Source organism: Sphingobium sp., assembly GCA_035196065.1.
Classification (GTDB): domain Bacteria; phylum Pseudomonadota; class Alphaproteobacteria; order Sphingomonadales; family Sphingomonadaceae; genus Sphingorhabdus_B; species Sphingorhabdus_B rara.
In genome coordinates this window covers 2,795,624-2,812,825 of record CP136575.1, presented here as the reverse complement: position 1 = coordinate 2,812,825, position 17,202 = coordinate 2,795,624, and the positions used below count along the sequence as shown (strand labels likewise).

Annotated in this window: 17 protein-coding genes; 12 read left to right on the top strand and 5 right to left on the bottom strand. The window is 58.9% G+C overall.

Going from position 1 to position 17,202, the window contains the following annotated elements:
• The first annotated feature begins 5 nt into the window (after positions 1-5).
• Genes RSE16_13590 through RSE16_13580 form a run of 3 tightly spaced genes read left to right on the top strand, consistent with a single transcriptional unit; the run spans position 6 to position 2,762 of the window.
• On the top strand, positions 6-533 hold the full coding sequence (locus tag RSE16_13590) for a CvpA family protein (protein ID WRH75719.1): 528 nt from the start codon (positions 6-8) through the stop codon (positions 531-533).
• Complete coding sequence (locus RSE16_13585) at positions 514-981, top strand: iron-sulfur cluster assembly scaffold protein (GenBank protein WRH75718.1); 468 nt, start codon at positions 514-516, stop codon at positions 979-981. Before RSE16_13590 ends, RSE16_13585 begins: the two co-directional genes overlap by 20 nt.
• Positions 981-2,762: a cation:proton antiporter gene (locus tag RSE16_13580; protein WRH75717.1), complete on the top strand. Its 1,782-nt coding sequence runs from the start codon at positions 981-983 to the stop codon at positions 2,760-2,762. The genes RSE16_13585 and RSE16_13580 overlap by 1 nt, the downstream gene beginning before the upstream one ends.
• Here the strand turns inward: RSE16_13580 and aroB are convergent.
• Together aroB and RSE16_13570 are read right to left on the bottom strand one after the other, a co-directional pair.
• Entirely contained in the window at positions 2,759-3,865 is a 1,107-nt protein-coding gene (aroB, locus tag RSE16_13575) for a 3-dehydroquinate synthase (protein WRH75716.1), read from the bottom strand. The genes RSE16_13580 and aroB overlap by 4 nt on opposite strands.
• Complete coding sequence (locus RSE16_13570) at positions 3,865-4,410, bottom strand: shikimate kinase (protein ID WRH75715.1); 546 nt, start codon at positions 4,408-4,410, stop codon at positions 3,865-3,867. Before RSE16_13570 ends, aroB begins: the two co-directional genes overlap by 1 nt.
• A 72-nt stretch (positions 4,411-4,482) precedes the next feature.
• Between RSE16_13570 and RSE16_13565 the strand changes: the two genes are divergently transcribed.
• From RSE16_13565 to RSE16_13545, 5 genes are all read left to right on the top strand, one after another.
• Positions 4,483-4,659, top strand: a complete 177-nt coding sequence (locus tag RSE16_13565) for a hypothetical protein (protein WRH75714.1) — start codon at positions 4,483-4,485, stop codon at positions 4,657-4,659.
• Between the two features lies 1 nt (position 4,660).
• On the top strand, positions 4,661-6,478 hold the full coding sequence (locus tag RSE16_13560; GenBank protein WRH75713.1) for a hypothetical protein: 1,818 nt from the start codon (positions 4,661-4,663) through the stop codon (positions 6,476-6,478).
• Positions 6,479-6,483: 5 nt separating this feature from the next.
• Complete coding sequence (locus RSE16_13555; protein WRH75712.1) at positions 6,484-7,422, top strand: tyrosine-type recombinase/integrase; 939 nt, start codon at positions 6,484-6,486, stop codon at positions 7,420-7,422.
• Between the two features lie 31 nt (positions 7,423-7,453).
• Positions 7,454-8,401: an acetyl-CoA carboxylase carboxyltransferase subunit alpha gene (locus RSE16_13550; GenBank protein WRH75711.1), complete on the top strand. Its 948-nt coding sequence runs from the start codon at positions 7,454-7,456 to the stop codon at positions 8,399-8,401.
• A 101-nt stretch (positions 8,402-8,502) separates the two neighbouring features.
• A complete protein-coding gene (locus RSE16_13545; GenBank protein ID WRH75710.1) occupies positions 8,503-9,993 on the top strand; it encodes a M48 family metalloprotease in 1,491 nt (496 codons plus the stop codon).
• 48 nt (positions 9,994-10,041) lie between these two features.
• Here RSE16_13545 and dksA read toward each other — a convergent pair whose 3' ends face one another.
• Both dksA and RSE16_13535 read right to left on the bottom strand, forming a co-directional pair.
• A complete protein-coding gene (gene dksA, locus RSE16_13540) occupies positions 10,042-10,407 on the bottom strand; it encodes an RNA polymerase-binding protein DksA (protein ID WRH77366.1) in 366 nt (121 codons plus the stop codon).
• A gap of 744 nt (positions 10,408-11,151) precedes the next feature.
• The gene (locus RSE16_13535) at positions 11,152-12,039 is read right to left on the bottom strand and encodes a hypothetical protein (protein ID WRH75709.1); all 888 of its coding nucleotides are present in this window, start codon (positions 12,037-12,039) and stop codon (positions 11,152-11,154) included.
• Positions 12,040-12,163: 124 nt separating this feature from the next.
• On the opposite strand from RSE16_13535, the gene serS reads away from it, so the two are divergent.
• Genes serS through RSE16_13520 form a run of 3 tightly spaced genes read left to right on the top strand, consistent with a single transcriptional unit; the run spans position 12,164 to position 15,323 of the window.
• Positions 12,164-13,450 (top strand): serine--tRNA ligase, encoded by a 1,287-nt coding sequence (gene serS, locus RSE16_13530; protein ID WRH75708.1) that lies wholly within the window; start codon positions 12,164-12,166, stop codon positions 13,448-13,450.
• 33 nt (positions 13,451-13,483) lie between these two features.
• A complete protein-coding gene (surE, locus tag RSE16_13525) occupies positions 13,484-14,254 on the top strand; it encodes a 5'/3'-nucleotidase SurE (protein ID WRH75707.1) in 771 nt (256 codons plus the stop codon).
• A gap of 10 nt (positions 14,255-14,264) precedes the next feature.
• Positions 14,265-15,323, top strand: coding sequence for a M23 family metallopeptidase (locus tag RSE16_13520; GenBank protein ID WRH75706.1), 1,059 nt, complete (start codon positions 14,265-14,267; stop codon positions 15,321-15,323).
• Between the two features lie 11 nt (positions 15,324-15,334).
• Here the strand turns inward: RSE16_13520 and RSE16_13515 are convergent, their stop codons facing one another.
• Positions 15,335-15,736 carry a DUF1761 domain-containing protein gene (locus tag RSE16_13515; protein WRH75705.1) on the bottom strand — a complete coding sequence of 134 codons (402 nt, stop codon included), beginning with the start codon at positions 15,734-15,736 and terminating at the stop codon, positions 15,335-15,337.
• An 81-nt stretch (positions 15,737-15,817) separates the two neighbouring features.
• On the opposite strand from RSE16_13515, the gene rimO reads away from it, so the two are divergent.
• The gene (rimO, locus tag RSE16_13510; GenBank protein ID WRH75704.1) at positions 15,818-17,185 is read left to right on the top strand and encodes a 30S ribosomal protein S12 methylthiotransferase RimO; all 1,368 of its coding nucleotides are present in this window, start codon (positions 15,818-15,820) and stop codon (positions 17,183-17,185) included.
• Positions 17,186-17,202: the final 17 nt, after the last annotated feature.

Below are 17,202 nucleotides of genomic sequence, written 5' to 3'. Positions count from 1 at the left end.
ACGGCATGTCCGCTTTTGATATTATCATCCTGTTCCTGATCGGTGCAGGCGCAATCATGGGATTTCTGCGCGGCTTTGTGCAGGAGGTGTTGACGCTGATCGCATGGGTCATGATGATCGTCGCGATCCGCTTTCTACATGGTCCGGTGTCGGACTGGCTTTACGCGCCGGTCGGAAGCGAAGCAGGGGCCGCGGTCCTTGCCTTTCTTGCCATTGGCGGCATCACATATGCCCTTGGCAAGTTTATCGCTGGAAAGATCGGCCAGAAAAGCCGTCAATCGGCTCTAGGGCCTTTTGATCGCGTGCTGGGCTTTGGCTTTGGCGCGCTCAAGGGTCTGATCGGCGCGACCCTCTTGTTCCTGCTGCTGGTGATGATTTACGAACTGATATTTAGTGGTGATACGCGCCGACCCGAATGGATGACGTCGTCACGCACCTATCCGTTGCTCAACGCGTCAGGCGATGCGCTGTCTTCATTCGTGCGCGAACGGCGCGCTGCAGAACCTTCGGCCAATGAAGACAATGCAGGCTGACGCGTCAGGCACGGCTGCGCAAACAGCGAAGGCGGACCTCTACTCTCGCGACATTTTGCGACTGGCAGCATCGCTGCCACATGGCGACCGTATTGCCGATGCCGATGGCAGTGCCACGCGCCGCTCGCCGGTGTGCGGCAGCGAGATTGCCGCCGATGTCAGCGTTGCTTCCGATGGCAAGGTGGCAGCGCTGGCCTTTCGGGCCCGCGCATGTGCGCTGGGGCAGGCGTCTGCAGGGCTGTTGCGGGAAGGTGCGGCCGGCCGGTCAAGAGAAGAGATTGCTAAGGTGCGCAATGATCTGGCAGCGGCGCTTTCCGGGACGGGGCCGTTTGACGCACTTTGGCCGCAACTTGCTTGTTTCGCGCCTGCACGTGACCATCCGGGGCGGCATGCGGCGATCCTGCTGCCTTATGATGCCTTGCTTGACGCATTGAGCATGGCGGACTGATGGCGGAAGGCCATCATTTCCTTACCGACCTGCTGACCGGCGCTGCACTTCTGCTTGGTGCCGCATTGGTGGCGGTCCTGTTGTTCCGCAAACTCGGCCTCGGTGCGGTTCTTGGTTATCTCGTTGCCGGGATCGTGATTGGCCCTGACGGGCTTGGCCTATCGGGTGATCCGGAAACCATTCTCGGTTTTGCCGAGGTTGGCATCATCTTGCTGCTCTTTCTTGTCGGGCTTGAACTGTCGCCATCCCGTTTGTGGTTGATGCGGCGCGACATATTGCTGTTCGGTCCATTGCAGGTGGCGCTGTGCGGCCTTGCCATGTTTGCGATCATCTCCTTCGTCCTGCCCTTCAGTTGGCAGGCTGCATTGGTGCTCGGCCTTCCGCTGGGGTTGAGTTCAACCGCGCAGGTATTGCCGCTGCTGCAATCGCGGGGACGGCTGAAAACCGACTATGGCGAAAAGAGTTTTGCGATCCTGCTGTTTCAGGACATTTCGATCGTCCCGCTGTTGACAATTGTTGCCGCATTGTCGCGTGCCCCTGCCGCCGAGGGCGCACCAAGCGGGTTTCTCCTCGCCATTTATGCGGTGCTGGCGATTGCCGGTCTGATCCTTGCGGGGCGCTATATCCTCTCGCCATTGCTTCGCTTGGTCGGCCGAGTGTCGGAGCGAGAGCTTTTCATCGTGACCGGCCTTTTTGCCGTGTGTGCCAGTGCGGCGCTGATGCAATCAATCGGTGTATCTGCGGCGTTGGGCGCATTTGTCGCGGGGGTCATGCTGGCGGATTCGCCTTACAGGCATGAGCTTGAAGCCGATATCGATCCGTTCAGATCGATATTGTTGGGGCTGTTTTTCCTTGCCGTGGGCATGATGCTCGACCTTGATGTGATCATCGCAGAGCCGTTGTTGATTGTCGGATTGGCGGCCACCCTTGTGGCGGTGAAAACCGCGATCATTTTTGGGCTGGGTCGGCTTTTCGGCCTGGGCAACCGGCCTTCAATCGTCATGGCGCTGCTGTTGAGCCAGGGCGGTGAATTTGGTTTTGTACTATTTGCTGCATCGCAAGGGGCGCTGCTTGTCGAGCCGGAAGCCGCGAGCCTGTTTGGCGCGATCATCACCCTGTCAATGGCGACCACGCCATTCCTGATGATCCTTGCGCAGCGACTGGCTCGGGAACGGTATGAAAGCAATGTCGTTCTGGTCGACCCGGCTGCGGCGCCACCATCCAATGTCATCGTCGTCGGGCAGGGCCGTTTTGGCCAGACGGTGACACAGATCATGCAGGCGGGCGGCCATCAAGTGACGATGATCGACATCAAGCCGCAGCAGATTGAGCGGAGCCAGATATTCGGACGGCAGGTCTTTTACGGCGATGGTACGCGAATCGATCTCCTCGAACGGGCGGGGGCAGCCGAAGCCTGCGCGATATTTTTTTGCATCGATGATCGTGAACTCGATGCAGAGACACTCGAACCGCTGCGTCACCACTTTCCTAAGGCCCGCATCTTTGTCCGCGCCTATGACCGGCGGCAGGCGCTTGCGCTGATGCCGGATGGCGGTCTGCGGGTAACGCGCGAGGTTTTCGAATCGTCAATCAGCATGGCTCAGCAGGCATTGCTCGAATTGGGCGCCAGTGACTCCGCCGTGATGCAGGCCGTTGATGAGTTTCGCCGTCGCGATGGAACGCGACTGGCCGAACAATTTGCAAGCGGCAATATGCATGCCGGGGCGCAGCATAGCTTTGGCGGTGACGACTCCGACGATTTCGCACTCGACAAGGGTTAGCGGGCGCGTTCTTCGTCCAGGAATTCCGCAACATCGGCAAGGTCAACATCGCGCGCGAGGAAGGTTTTGCCAATCCCGTTTGCCAGCAGGAAGGGCAGAGTGCCCCCGCTCTTTTTCTTGTCATGGAGCATATGTTCGACAAGGCGCGCGCCGCTCGCATCGACATGCGCTGTGCGAAGGCTTGTCGGCAGTCCCGCCCGTTCGAGATGCGCGGTAACGCGTTCTGCATCGACGGCAGGGCAATGACCTCGCCTTACCGAATAACGAAAAGCAAGCGCCATGCCTGCGGCAACGCCTTCGCCATGCAGTAAGGTGTCGCAATAGCCGGTCTCGGCCTCAAGCGCATGGCCGAAGGTGTGGCCAAGATTGAGCAGTGCCCGCGTGCCGTTCAATTCCTTTTCATCGGCCGCGACAATACGAGCCTTGGCCTCGACTGATCGGGCGATCGCATAGCGGCGTGCCTCGGCATTACCCGCCATGAAGGTGTCGAGATTGGTTTCGCACCAATCGAAAAATTCGGGCGCGTCGATCAGGCCATATTTGACCACCTCTGCATAGCCCGCACCGAGCTCGCGCCGAGGCAGTGTTTCAAGCACCGTTGGATCGATCAATACCAGCGAGGGTTGATGGAATGCACCGACCAGATTTTTGCCAGCGCCGCAGTTAATGGCGGTCTTGCCACCAACGCTGCTGTCAACCTGTGCCAGCAAACTTGTCGGGACCTGCACGAAATGGCAGCCGCGCTTCACGATATGGGCGGCAAAGCCGGTAATATCGCCGACCACACCGCCGCCCAGCGCGATGATATGGTCGCTGCGCTCGACATGTCGCGAAAGCAGCCAATCGACCAGCCGCTCCAGTTCGGCCCAGTTTTTCGAACCCTCACCTGCAGGCAGTTGATGGACTTCCAGAGCCAGACCCGCACCTGCCATTGCCGCGCTGAAACGCGGAAGGACATGGACTGCAACGTCGCTGTCGGTCACCAGCAGAAATCGTCCGCTACGGGCAAGCGATGAAAGATGTTGGGCCGCCCCGTCGATCAGCCCTTCGCCGATCAAGATATCATAAGGGGCACCTTTCAGATCGACTTTCACGCGTTCCATCAGGCAAGTGCCTCCAATATCGAATTGACGGTGCGGGCGTGCGGCCCCGAATCGCTGCGTACATGAATGTCCGCCTGCTCGTAAAATGGCGTCCGCTTAACCGACAATTCAGTCAATACTTCGCGCGGATCACGGCCAACGAGCAAGGGGCGGTGACTGCGGCGGGCGACTCGCTCCACCAATATGTCGATATCGGCGTCGATCCAGACCGAGATACACTGTTCTTTGATGAGCGCGCGGGTCTGTTCGTTTACAAACGCGCCGCCACCGGTTGCAATGACCTTGGGCTCCTCGCTGATCAACCGCGCAATCACCCGCCGCTCGCCATCACGGAACCCATCTTCGCCCGAACGTTCAAAGATTTCGGCAATCTTCATACCGGCTGCTTTTTCGATTTCATCGTCGGAATCGACAAACTCGATGCCAAGGCTGCTGGCCAGCATCTTGCCTATAGTCGATTTTCCAACGCCCATCATGCCGACAAGCACGATCGGCCGATCATTATGTCGACTTGTAACACTTGTGCTGTTGCTATCCGAAATCATTGCGATGCGGCCTATATATCGGGTAATTCTACCCGCAAAGCCTTTTGCCGAATAACGGAAAAAGGAGGAAAAGTGCAGTTAGTGCCTAGGTTCCGGATTACATCGATGGCTTTGGCGGTGCTGATTATACTTGTCGCGGCGCTGTTTTTCTTCGAATGGCTTGGCAGCGAACAAACGCAAAAACGGGTCCAGATCGAAGTCCAGCCTGGAATAAAGGCTGGCAGCAACGGAGAGAGTTCGGAAAACTGACATGGCAAAGTTGCGAGCTACAGCAGCCCTTTGCGCGACGGCAGGCTTGGCGGCACTCGTCTATAGCTTGCCGGTTTGGGGCCAGCAGGGTCCGGAATCGCTTCTGCCGCCGGGGTTCAATGATCCCGCGCCGCCCCCAGCTCGTGCGCCTTCATCTGCGCCTGCCGCCGGTGGGGAAAGGCCTGCAGCGCCTTCGCCGGCAACCGCGACCGATCCTGCGCAGGGCGGCGCTGTCACAGCGGCAACCGATGCAACTGCCGAAGACAAGGGAGACGAGGAAGAGGCCGAGGATAGCGAACCGCGCTATGATGTGCCGCCCACTGCGCGCCGTTCGTTAAAGGCTGTCGGGTTGTTTACCGATGCCGCAGGCGGCTTTCCTGCCAATGCCTATGGCGTGATTGATGGCAAGTTTCTGACCCAGTTGGTGCAGCGAACCAATGGGCCGCTGGCCTCGCGCTGGGGCACGATCATGACCCGCCGGCTGCTCGCCAGTCGCACGCTGACACCGCGCAACATAAACGGCGCCGATTGGACGGCCGAGCGTGGCTGGCTGTTGCTGCGTATGGGCGATGCCGTGGTGGCGCGTCAGTTGATCCAGCAGGTTGACCCTGACCGCTATACAAAACGGCTCTATCAGGTCGCGATGCCGACCTTTTTGGCCAATGCCGACCTTTCGGGAATGTGCCCTCTGGCCGATGCGGCGGCCCAGCGCACCGGCGAGTCCACCTGGAAAATGGCGCAGCCGATTTGCGCCTCGCTTGCAGGCGAACAGGGTCGGGCGACCGCACTTCTCAATCAGGCGCGGGCACGCGGCTGGATGAAGGGCACGGACTATCTTCTCGGCGAAAAGGCGGTAGGCGCTGGCGTTCAAGGACGACGGTCGGTGAAGATTGAATGGGAAAATGCACGCGGCTTTACGACCTGGCGGCATGGCATCGGCCAGGCGACCGGGGTTGAACCGCCGCAGCGGCTTTATGATGAAGCTGGTCGTCATGTGTCGGGTTGGGTGGCGCAATTGCCGACTGCAACGCTGGCAACGCGGATGCGCGCCGTACCCGAAGCGGCAATGCTTGGCATCTTGTCCAACCGGGCAATGGTCGACATCTATTCGATCGCATTTGAAGACCCCGATGTAACCAGCGAAACCCGCAATCGTGCGGAATTGCTGCGCACCGCCTATGCGGGTGAAACCAACGCCGCCAAGGTTGAGGCGATGGCCGATATCTGGGGCAGTGCCGCCAGTGACGTTGAGCGTCGTTCGTTGCTGGTATTGACCGCACGTGCGGCGGCACTGGTCACGCCTGATGAGGATTATGCAGGTGACGCGGACCTGTTGATTGCATCGATGCTGTCTGCTGGATTCGATAAACAGGCTGTTCGCTGGGCATCATTGATCGATACCGGATCGCTTGGTTGGGGGCTGCTTGCCGCAGCATCGCCAGGATGGAATGGCAGCGTGAGCAGCGGCGAACTGGGCGATTTCCAAGGCAATGATGACAGCGCCGATTATCGTCGTTCGAAGTTCCTGCTGGCCGCCCTTTCTGGGCTGGGGCGCGTCGAAAGCGCCACTATCGCAGATTTTTCGGAAACGCTGAATGCCAATGTGCGTAAAGAAAACAGCTGGAGCCGAGCGATCGCTGCGGCTGCTGATCGCGGCGAAAGCGGTACGGTGGTTCTGCTTGTTGCTGCAGGGTTGCAGGGATCGGGTTGGTCGGATGTCCCACCGCACCACCTATACCATATCGTTCGCGCCTTGCGAAAAGTTGGCCTTGATGGCGAAGCGCGAATGATCGCGGCTGAAGCGGTCAGCTGGAGCTGATCGGATTGCCCGATTCCGCAAAGCAATGCGCCGATGCGGGCCTGATCGAACGCTTCCTCGAGATGCTGGCGGCTGAGCGCGGCGTCGCGCGCAATACATTATTGGCCTATCGCAGCGATCTTGAAGCAGCTTCGGATATGCTTGCCGGTCAATTGGCTTTGATCACCAAGGACAAGATTGCGATCCTTATTGCCGGCTGGAGCCATCTGGCCAACAGCTCGGTCGCGCGCAAAGCGGCAGCGCTCAGGGGTTTCTTCGCCTTTTTGGAGGAAGAGGGGATGCGCAGCGATAATCCTTCGTCCGCGCTTCCGCGGCCTACTCAGATCCGCGCATTGCCCAAGGTGCTCGACACCGGCGAAGTCGAAGCCCTGTTCGCTACAATCGAAGGGCGCCTTGCCAAGGTGAAGCCGGCGCCGCTCGATTACCGGCTCTCTGCGCTGGTCGAACTGCTTTATGGATCGGGATTACGCGCGTCCGAGTTGGTGGCACTTCCGCGTACGTCGATTGTTGGTGACAGACCCTATATCATCCTTTCGGGCAAGGGCGGGAAAGAGCGGTTGGTTCCGATTTCCGACCGGGCACGACATGCTGTTGGGGCCTGGCATGCTTTTGTACCCAGGGATTCAAAATATCTCTTTCCTTCTCGCGCAGCCCGCGCTTCCGGCAAGGGGGATGTTCATATCAGCCGGATCCGTCTGTTTCAGATCATTCGCGAACTGGCGGCTGAGTCCGGTATTGATCCAGCCAAAGTCAGTCCGCACGTGCTGCGTCATGCATTTGCAACGCATCTCTTGGCGGGCGGAGCCAATTTGCGGGCGCTACAAGCCATGCTCGGCCATGCCGACATTGCGACGACGCAAATCTATACCCATGTCGACTCATCGAAGCTGGTCGAACTTGTGAATCAGCGCCATCCATTGGCGAAACATTCGCTCTCTCGTTGACCCCGCCGCGCGCAGCTTCTATCGGCGAGGCATGACAGTCTATCTCGATTTCGAAAAGCCCGTCGCCGCGCTCGAAGCCCGCATTCAGGAATTGCAGGACACGGCGGAGGAGAGCGAAATTGACGCCAGCAGCGAGATCGCAAAGCTGCGCGCCAAGGCCGACAAGCTGTTGACCGATACCTATGCGAAACTGACGCCTTGGCAGAAAACGCAGGTCGCGCGCCATCCTGAACGCCCGCATTTCAAGCATTTCGTTGCGACCCTATTTGACGATTTCCTTCCCTTGGCCGGTGATCGGGCCTTTGCCGAAGACAAGGCGATCCTAGGTGGGCTGGCTCGCATGGGCGACCGGCGCATGGTGCTGATCGGGCATGAAAAGGGCGATGATACCGAAAGCCGCCTTCGCCATAATTTCGGCATGGGTAAGCCCGAAGGCTATCGCAAAGCGATCCGCCTTATGGAACTGGCCGACCGTTTTGGCCTTCCCGTCGTTTCGCTCGTCGATACGTCGGGTGCCTTTCCCGGGGTGCAGGCAGAAGAACGCGGGCAGGCCGAGGCGATTGCCCGTTCGACCGAAAAATGCCTGCAGTTGGGCGTGCCGATGATCGCCTGCATTGTCGGGGAAGGCGGATCGGGCGGCGCGGTTGCGTTGGCCGCTGCCAACCAGATATTGATGTTCGAACATGCGGTCTATTCGGTGATTTCGCCTGAAGGCTGCGCCTCGATCCTGTGGCGCACCAATGATCGCGCGCCCGATGCCGCGCAGGCAATGAAAATGACGGCGGCCGATCTGAAGTCGCTTGGCGTGATTGATACCATTGTGCCGGAACCCGTTGGCGGCGCGCATCGCGATCATGCCATGGCCTGTGCCAATCTCGGCCGCGCGATCGGTTCTGCGCTAAAGGAATTTGACGGGCGCGATGCGGCCGACATTCGCCGAGGCCGGCATGAAAAATTCCTGGCGATGGGACAATTCTGATCCGCTGCCGCTGATTTTGCCGTCTGGCAACTGACGGAACAATTTACCTCTTTTCGCGCTCAACCATGCTAACATCTGTTTGTTAGTCAAAGGAGTCGGGCATGGGACGCAAAATCTTATTGGTATTGGCAACGACAAGTCTGGTTGCCTGCGTCACCAACAATGGTGCTTTGGCATCGAACCAGAAAGCGGCAAGGGCGCCCTTGCCTTTTTCCGCGCAGGAAAAGGCGACCGGCGCGAAACTGCATCCCGAGATATTGAAGGAATTTGGCGGCGCCTATCAAAGCCCGCAGACGGCCTATGTCGAACGTGTGGGAAAGAAAATTGCGCTTCAATCGGGTTTGGCCACCGCAGAACAGGATTTTACCGTCACCTTCCTGAATTCGGCTGTTAACAACGCTTTGGCGATTGAGGGCGGCTATGTTTACATCACTCGGCAATTGGCGGCGCTGTGCAATAGCGAAGCTGAAATGGCGGGTGTCCTTGGCCATGAAGTGGGCCACACGGCGGCACGGCACAGCCGCAAACGCCAGCAACGGGCCACGATCGCCAATATTTTGGGCGCCGTTGGATCGATTGGCGGCGCGCTTTTGGGTGATAGGGGCGGGATTGCTGGCATCCTCGGCGGCGCGGCGCGCGATTATTCGGGGACGATCGCACAGCTTTTTACCTTGAGCTATTCGCGCAGCCAGGAGGAACAGGCGGACGATCTGGGTATCCAGTATCTCAGCAGGGCAGGCTATGATCCGACAGCCTTGTCGTCGATGCTCAATTCACTGGCATTGCAAACGGCGGTGGACGCTAAGGTTGCCGGCATAAACGGGCATTCCATTCCCGAATGGGCCAGCACCCACCCGGACCCGGCGCGGCGCGTCGTGCGCGCGGCAAATAATGCACGAAAGTATCCGGCAAGCACCTTGCGTAATGCCGATGCGCATCTGCGCGCGATTGACGGGCTGATGTATGATGACGATCCGCGCGAAGGCGTGATCGAAGGCAATGAATTCCTGCATCCTGACCTTCGCCTGAAATTTTCCGTTCCGCAGGGTTTCGGCATGTCGAACGGGTCGCAGGCGGTGACGATCAACGGTAATGGCGGAAAAGGGCTGTTCACGACGCAGGCCTTTAACGGTGATCGACGCGCCTATGTCGATGCGGCGTTCAAGGCCGTTGTCGGTGACCAGCAAAAAGTGGATTATGGCCAGGTCCAGACGACAACCGTGAATGGTATTCCTGCCTTTTATGCGTCAGCCAATGTCAACACGCAGCAATCGGGGACGGTGCGGCTGACCGTTTTTGCCTATGAATGGGGTGCCAACCAGGCGTTTCATTTCGTCACCATTACGCCCTCGAACGGGTCGCCATTTGATTCCATGTATAGCAGCGTCGCGCGCATGACTGCGAATGAGGCATCGGCGATAAAGCCACGCAAAATCCGTGTTGTAACGGTTGGCAGGTCGGATAGTGTCGCCACGCTGGCAGCCCGCATGGCTTACCGGACCTTTCAGACGGAACGGTTCCTTGCGCTTAACGGACTCACGGGTTCTGCCAAGCTGACCGCCGGCCAGAAGGTGAAGATCGTTTCTTATTGAAGGCTGCCAACGCGCGCCCGGTTCGACGGGCGGGGTTTTCGTTAGCGATCAATCGTCGCGCGAGACGCGTTCTTGCCGTTCATGGCGCTCCTGCGCCTCCAACGTCATTGTCGCAATCGGGCGTGCGCGCAGGCGGGCGAGCGAGATGGGTTCGCCAGTGACCTGGCAATATCCATATTCGCCTTCCTTGATCCGCCGCAACGCCGCATCGATCTTGGCGATCAATTTGCGCTGACGGTCACGGGTGCGCAATTCTATGCCCCAATCGGTTTCGCTGGATGCCCGGTCATTCAGATCGGGCTCACGGATCGGGCCATCCTGCAATTGGTTCAGCGTACCGCGCGATTCTTCCAGAATGTCGTTGCGCCATTTCAGAAGCTGCAGCTCGAAAAACCGCAACTGCTTTTCGCTCATAAACTCTTCATCGTCAGATGGAATGTAAGCGGGGTCTAGATCATAGTCCAATTCGTTGTTTTGATCGGATTCGTGCTGCAGCTTGGTGCCGGCATTCATGCCCTATTCTCCACATCGAGCCGGCGACGCCACGATGGACATTCATCCGGACACACTCACTGGCGGCGCTATAGACTCGCCCCCATGGCCGCACAAGCGACAATTGCCGTGACAGCTAATCAGGGGCGGTTCGTCATCGCAGACGCAAGGCCATTCGGCGTGCTGGTTAACATACCCATTTGTAAACAGTTCCAGTTCGGGACGTTTCGCCATTTTACATTGGAAATCTGCCGATTTTTTTTGAATCTGCAACCGCAACACGGTTAATGTAATTGAACCGGCAGCAATCTTCTGCCCAAGTACGTCAATGAAGGATGCAGCCGTCGAATGTTTTTCGGCGAGGGCAGCTGGGTCCGGGACTGAAGAGGTCGACATTATGTCTGTACGCATGGCACTGGCCAAATTATGTGCTTGCACTTGCGGTGGCGCGCTTATTGGGGGTGGCGCTGTCCAGATCGCGGATCATCCGCCGGCTCAGGTGAAGGTCCATAAAGCCAAGAAAAAGGTCAAGGCGCGCTCGGTTGCTTATGCACCGGTTCGCAAGGTGAAGCGGGTTCGCAAGGTCACGCGTACCGTGACGACAACCTGTGCGCCTGCAACAGTGACAGTGGCCAGCCAGGGCACGCCCATGCCCATGCAATTGCCTTACGCGCCGCTGCCTCCTGCGGGACAAAGCGAATTTGGCGGTGGCGGGGTCCCCGTTGTTGTCGGCGGCGGCATTGGTGGCTTTGGCGGCGGTGGCTTCTTCGGTGGCTTCTTCGGTGGAGGCGGTGGTGGCAGCAGCGGCGGTGGAACCGTCGTGATATCGTCAACGTCAAGCAGCACTGGCGGCATCTCCAGCTCCACATCGACTGGCGGATCGAGCACATCGACCGGTGGTTCGAGTACATCGACCGGTGGTTCGAGCACATCCAGTACATCGGGGGGCATTTCGACCTCGACTGGCGGTGTCAGCACTTCGACGTCCACAGGCGGTGTCAGCACATCGACTGGCGGTGTTTCGACTTCCACGGGTGGTGTTTCAACGTCAACCGGCGGTGTCAGCACCTCGAGCGGCAATGTTTCCACCTCGTCGGGTAACGTCTCGACCTCGTCGGGCAATGTCAGCAGCTCGTCATCCAGCTCTTCTTCATCCTCGAGCAGTTCATCTTCCTCAAGCTCGTCTTCGTCTTCAAGTTCCGGCGGCGGCAGCACCGGTGGCAAGCCGGGGACCAGCAGTGGTGGCCATGATGGTGGCAGCACTGGCTCATCGGGCTCAAGCGGTTCATCCGGTTCTTCGGGTTCCAGCAGTTCGTCGTCGTCATCGAGCACGTCTTCAGGCGGCTCGTCCAGCTTTGGCGGCACCAGCTCCGGTTCGACCGGATCGTCGGGTAGCAGCTCGTCAAGCAGTTCAAGCTCTTCATCGTCGTCCAGTTCATCGTCGAGCGGGGGATCGGGCGGCAGCAGTGGCGGGCATGACGTTCCGGCCCCGCCGATGGTGCTGCTTTTCGGCGCCGCAGCAGCCGGCCTGTTCGCCCGCCGTCGCCAAGCCAAGAAAAATGCGCTGACCAAAACGGCGTGATTTCAGCTTTAATGTTATGGGAAGGGCGGCCTGCGGGTCGCCCTTTTCTTTTATCCGGCTTGCACGCAGCGGCGTGCCTCGGCATAGGCCGGAACCATGCATGATCTTAAGTCCATCCGCGAAAATCCGTCCGCATTTGACGCTGGCCTTGCGCGCCGCGGCGCTGCTGCTGCCTCTGCAGAGATATTGGCGCTCGACGAACGTCGCCGCGCCGTTCTGAGCGAGCTGCAGGAAGGCCAGGCGCGACGCAACGAGGCATCAAAGGCAATCGGAGCCGCAATGGGCAAGGGCGATACCGCCACAGCCGAGGCGCTGAAGGCAGAGGTCGGTGCGCTGAAAGAAAAGCTACCGCTTCTTGAGGAGCAGGAGCGCGCCGTTTCGACGGAATTGGATGCGCTTCTCGCGTCGATCCCCAACCTGCCATTCGATGATGTGCCCGATGGCGCGGATGAAAAGGAAAATGTTGAGGTTGCACGCTGGGGCGATCCGCGCGCCTTTGACTTTGAACCAAAGGATCATAGCGAAATCGGGCCACCACTCGGCCTCGACTTTGAAACCGGGGTGGCCATTTCCGGTGCGCGTTTTACCTTCATGCGCGGTGCAATGGCGCGGTTGAACCGGGCGCTTGGCCAGTTCATGCTCGATCACCAGACCAGTGTGAACGGATATAGCGAATGTGCGACGCCCTATCTGGTGCGCACCGAATCGCTTTTCGGTACCGGGCAGCTCCCCAAATTTGCCGAGGATAATTTCCAGACCACCGATGGCCGCTGGTTGATCCCGACTGCCGAAGTGTCGCTAACCAACAGCATCCGCGAACAAATACTCGACGATGCGGCACTGCCGATCCGTATGACCGCGCTGACGCCCTGTTTCCGGTCGGAGGCAGGTGCGGCCGGTAAGGACACCAAGGGCCTGATCCGCCAGCACCAGTTTGAAAAGGTGGAGCTGGTTTCGATCGCCCGGGCGGAGGATAGTGCCAGCGAGCATGAACGGATGACCGGCGCGGCGGAAAGCGTGCTGCAGGCGTTGGGTCTGCCTTATCGTAAAATGCTGCTCTGCACTGGCGACATGGGCTTTGGCGCACGGAAGACCTTTGACCTGGAGGTCTGGCTGCCGGGACAGGGGCTGTATCGCGAAATTTCAAGCTGCTCGAACTGCGGCGATTTCCAGGCGCGGCGGATGAACGCGCGTTATCGCCCGGCAGAGGCAAAGGGCACCGCTTTTGTTCATACGCTCAACGGATCTGGGCTTGCCGTCGGACGCACCTTGGTGGCGGTTATCGAAAATTACCAGCAGGCAGACGGCAGCGTCACAGTGCCAGAGGTGCTGCGTCCCTATATGGGTGGTATTGCAGAATTAACGCCTGAGAAGCGCGCCTGAAGCTTCATCGACTCTAACCGAACGGATAATCTGATGCGTATTCTTCTGACCAATGACGATGGCGTCAATGCTCCCGGACTGAGGGTTCTTGAACGGATTGCCCGCGAATTCAGCGACGATATCTGGATCGTGGCGCCCGCCGATGAAAATTCGGGCGCGGGTCACTCGCTGACACTGAGCAAGCCAGTGCGCATTCGCGAACATGGCCATCAGCATTATTCGGTCACCGGTACGCCTACAGACTCGGTGATGATCGCGCTGGGGGTGCTGATGAAGGATGCAAAGCCCGACATCATCCTGTCCGGGGTCAATCGCGGTGCCAATCTGGGCGATGACATCACTTATTCGGGCACTGTGTCCGCGGCTATGGAAGGCGCGCTGGCCGGCGTTCGTTCGATCGCAATGAGCCAGGTTTATGGCCGCGAAGGCATGGGCGATGCCGTTCCTTTCTCGGCTGCAGAGGCGTGGGGCGCGAAGGTCGTTGCGGCTTTGCTGGAGACCCCGTTCGAGCCACGTACGCTGGTCAATATCAATTTCCCCGCCATCGCACCTGAAGCGGTAAAGGGCATTCAGGTCGTTCGGCAGGGTTTCCACGATTACAGCCGTGGTTCGATCGTCAAGGGCACCGATCCGCGCGGTTATGATTATTACTGGTTTGGTTTGCATGGCGTCGAGCACACTTCCGGCCATGACACCGACCTGGAAGTCGTCGAAGACGGTTACATCGCAGTGACACCGCTCCAGCTTGACTTGACGCATAAGCCTTCGCTCGTCACTCTTGCCGAGGCTTATCGGCAGATATGAGGGGCAGTTAATGGCAGATCGGGCATCAGGGCTGGCCGTTACGATTGCGATCCTGTTGCTACCCGGCTGCATTCCAACTGCAGGTCAAGACTACCGGATCGCCAGCAACACCAATAGTGCGCCATATGCAAGCGATCCTGCCGAGCCGCTGGCGGAACCTGTGATCGTTCCGGAACGTGAGATCGTCGCCCAGACGCCAAGCTGGAGCCCAGCAGCGGTCAACCGCAATGCCCGCCAGGTCGAGGCGCAAAGTTATATTGTTAAAGGCGGTGACACGCTGTTCGGCATCGCTGCCGCGACAGGCGCCGGTGCTACGGCAATCGCAGAAGCAAATGCACTGACCCCGCCATATATGCTGAAAACGGGGCAGCGACTGCAGATTCCTGCCGGTCGTTTTCACCGTGTAGGCGTCGGCGAAACCGGCATTGCGATTGCGCGCGCCTATGGCATCAACTGGCTCGATGTGGTCGCGCTCAACCACATCCCGCCACCCTATACGCTGCAGATCGGACAGAATCTGCAATTGCCCGATGGTGACGCCGAGGCTGCACCGGCTCGAGAAAGCAGCCAATCGCCTGAGGCGCGGGCTGCGGCATTTTCCCTAGATATCGACAGCATCGTTACCGGTGGCGCGCCCGCCCGTGCTGCGTCGGCTCCGGCCCGTATTGCCCCGGCGCCAGTCGGTTTTGCGGGCAGCTTCGCTTGGCCGGTGGCAGGAAATGTCGTCTCGCGCTTTGGCAGTATTGGTGGCGGTCGGGTGAATGACGGGATCAAGATCGCCGCCCCCTCTGCCACCCCAGTCGGTGCGGCGGGGGATGGCGTTGTTGTCTATGCTGGAAATGAGATTGCGGTGCTAGGTGGGCTAGTGCTCGTCGACCATGGCGGCGGTTGGATCACCGCTTATGGTCACCTTGCCAGTTTGGATGTCGCAAAGGGCCAAAGGGTAAAGCGCGGGCAGCGGCTGGGTGGCGTCGGGGAAACAGGCCATGTCGATAGCCCGCAACTGCATTTCGAAATCCGTAAAGATCGCAGGCCGCTTGATCCGCTCACTCGGCTGCCCGCCCGATAGCTTTCGTGCTGCTAGGCTCCAAGTAAGCCGAAAACCAGGCCCATCGCTGCGTAAAAAACGATCCAGTAACCGGCATCGATGGCAAACAGCTTTCCGGATTTGCGGCCATAAAGATAGTTGGTGCCAATGGCGGGCGCGACAAAGCCCAGCGCGATGCCGGTTGAAATCATCATGGTGCGATAAAAATCGGTATCAAAATGGGCAAGAAGATGGCCGAGGAACACTGCCGACAACAGGCTGAACAAAAAGGTGATCCCAAAAATCTTGATCATGTTTGCGGACTTCAGTTCGTCATCTGAAAGTCCGATTGCGCGCTGCCAAGCCTTGCCGAATAATGGTCCGTACCAGATGCCGCCAACCAGAAAACCCGATGCTGCAGCGATCAGGATCGCCAGGATATTTGCATTCGCCATGGTCGTTTCCTCCGGTCGATATCATGCGCCCCAAACCGCGTGGTGACAAGCGTCGCAAAAAAGCCTATGCGCCCGGCCATCATGGCAACCAAAATTGAAGCAGCGCCCAAGGTCGGCATGGTCTCCCTGGGCTGTCCGAAGGCGCTGGTCGACAGCGAACGCATTCTCACGAAACTCCGGGCCGATGGCTATGCCATGTCGCCGGATTATGAAGGCGCGGATGTCGTGCTCGTCAATACGTGCGGCTTTCTCGATAGTGCCAAGGAAGAAAGCCTTGATGCGATTGGAGAGGCTATTGCTGAAAATGGCCGTGTGATCGTCACCGGTTGCATGGGCAATGAAGCCGAGCTGATCCGCGCCCGATTTCCCGAAGTTCTCGCCATTACCGGCGCCCATCAATATGAGGATGTCGTCGCAGCCGTCCATCAAGCAGCGCCGCCCGCGCGTGGTGCTTTTGTCGACCTGATTCCGGAAGGCGGTCTGAAGCTGACGCCGCGCCATTACAGCTATCTGAAGATTTCAGAAGGCTGCAACCATAGCTGCGCCTTCTGCATCATCCCGTCACTACGTGGAAAGCTGGCAAGCCGGCGGATTGATGCTGTGCTGCGCGAGGCTGAAAAGCTGGTAGCGGCCGGGACGAAAGAATTGCTGGTCATCAGTCAGGATACCTCGGCCTATGGCGTCGATATCCGACACGAAGCGCGCGAATGGAAGGGCGCGCAGGTGCGCGCGCATATGACCGATTTGGCCCGCGAATTGGGCGGATTGCGCACGATTGACGGTCATGCCCCTTGGGTCAGGCTGCATTATGTCTATCCCTATCCGCATGTTGATGATGTGATCCCGTTGATGGCCGAAGGCCTGCTCACGCCTTATCTGGATATCCCCTTCCAGCACGCTGCACCTTCGGTGCTGAAGCGGATGAAGCGGCCTGCCAATGAAGCCAAGGTGCTGGAACGTATTCGCAACTGGCGTGCGATCGCGCCCGACATCGCCATTCGTTCCAGCTTTGTTGTCGGTTTTCCCGGCGAGACTGAGGCGGATTTCGAATATCTGCTCGACTGGCTTGATGAAGCGCAGCTTGACCGTGTCGGAGCGTTCCGATTTGAACCCGTCGAAGGCGCTTCGGCCAATGCGCTCGACAATCCGGTTCCCGAAGAGGTGAAGGAAGAGCGCTATCAGCGGATCATGGCCAAAACTGCTGCGATCAGCGCCGCAAAGCAGGCGGTCAAGGTTGGCCGTGTTCTGCCCGTTATTATCGATGAGGTTGGCGAAGCGGACGAGGATGGCAGTATCGGTGCGACCGGCAGATCGCAGGCGGACGCCCCGGAAATTGACGGTCATGTCTATCTGCGCGACGTTCCTGAAGGGCTCGCCCCCGGCGCAATTGTCAATGTCGCAATCGAGGATGCCGACGAGCATGATCTGTTCGGAGCGATTGCAAACTGATCCCCTTATCCGTTGCA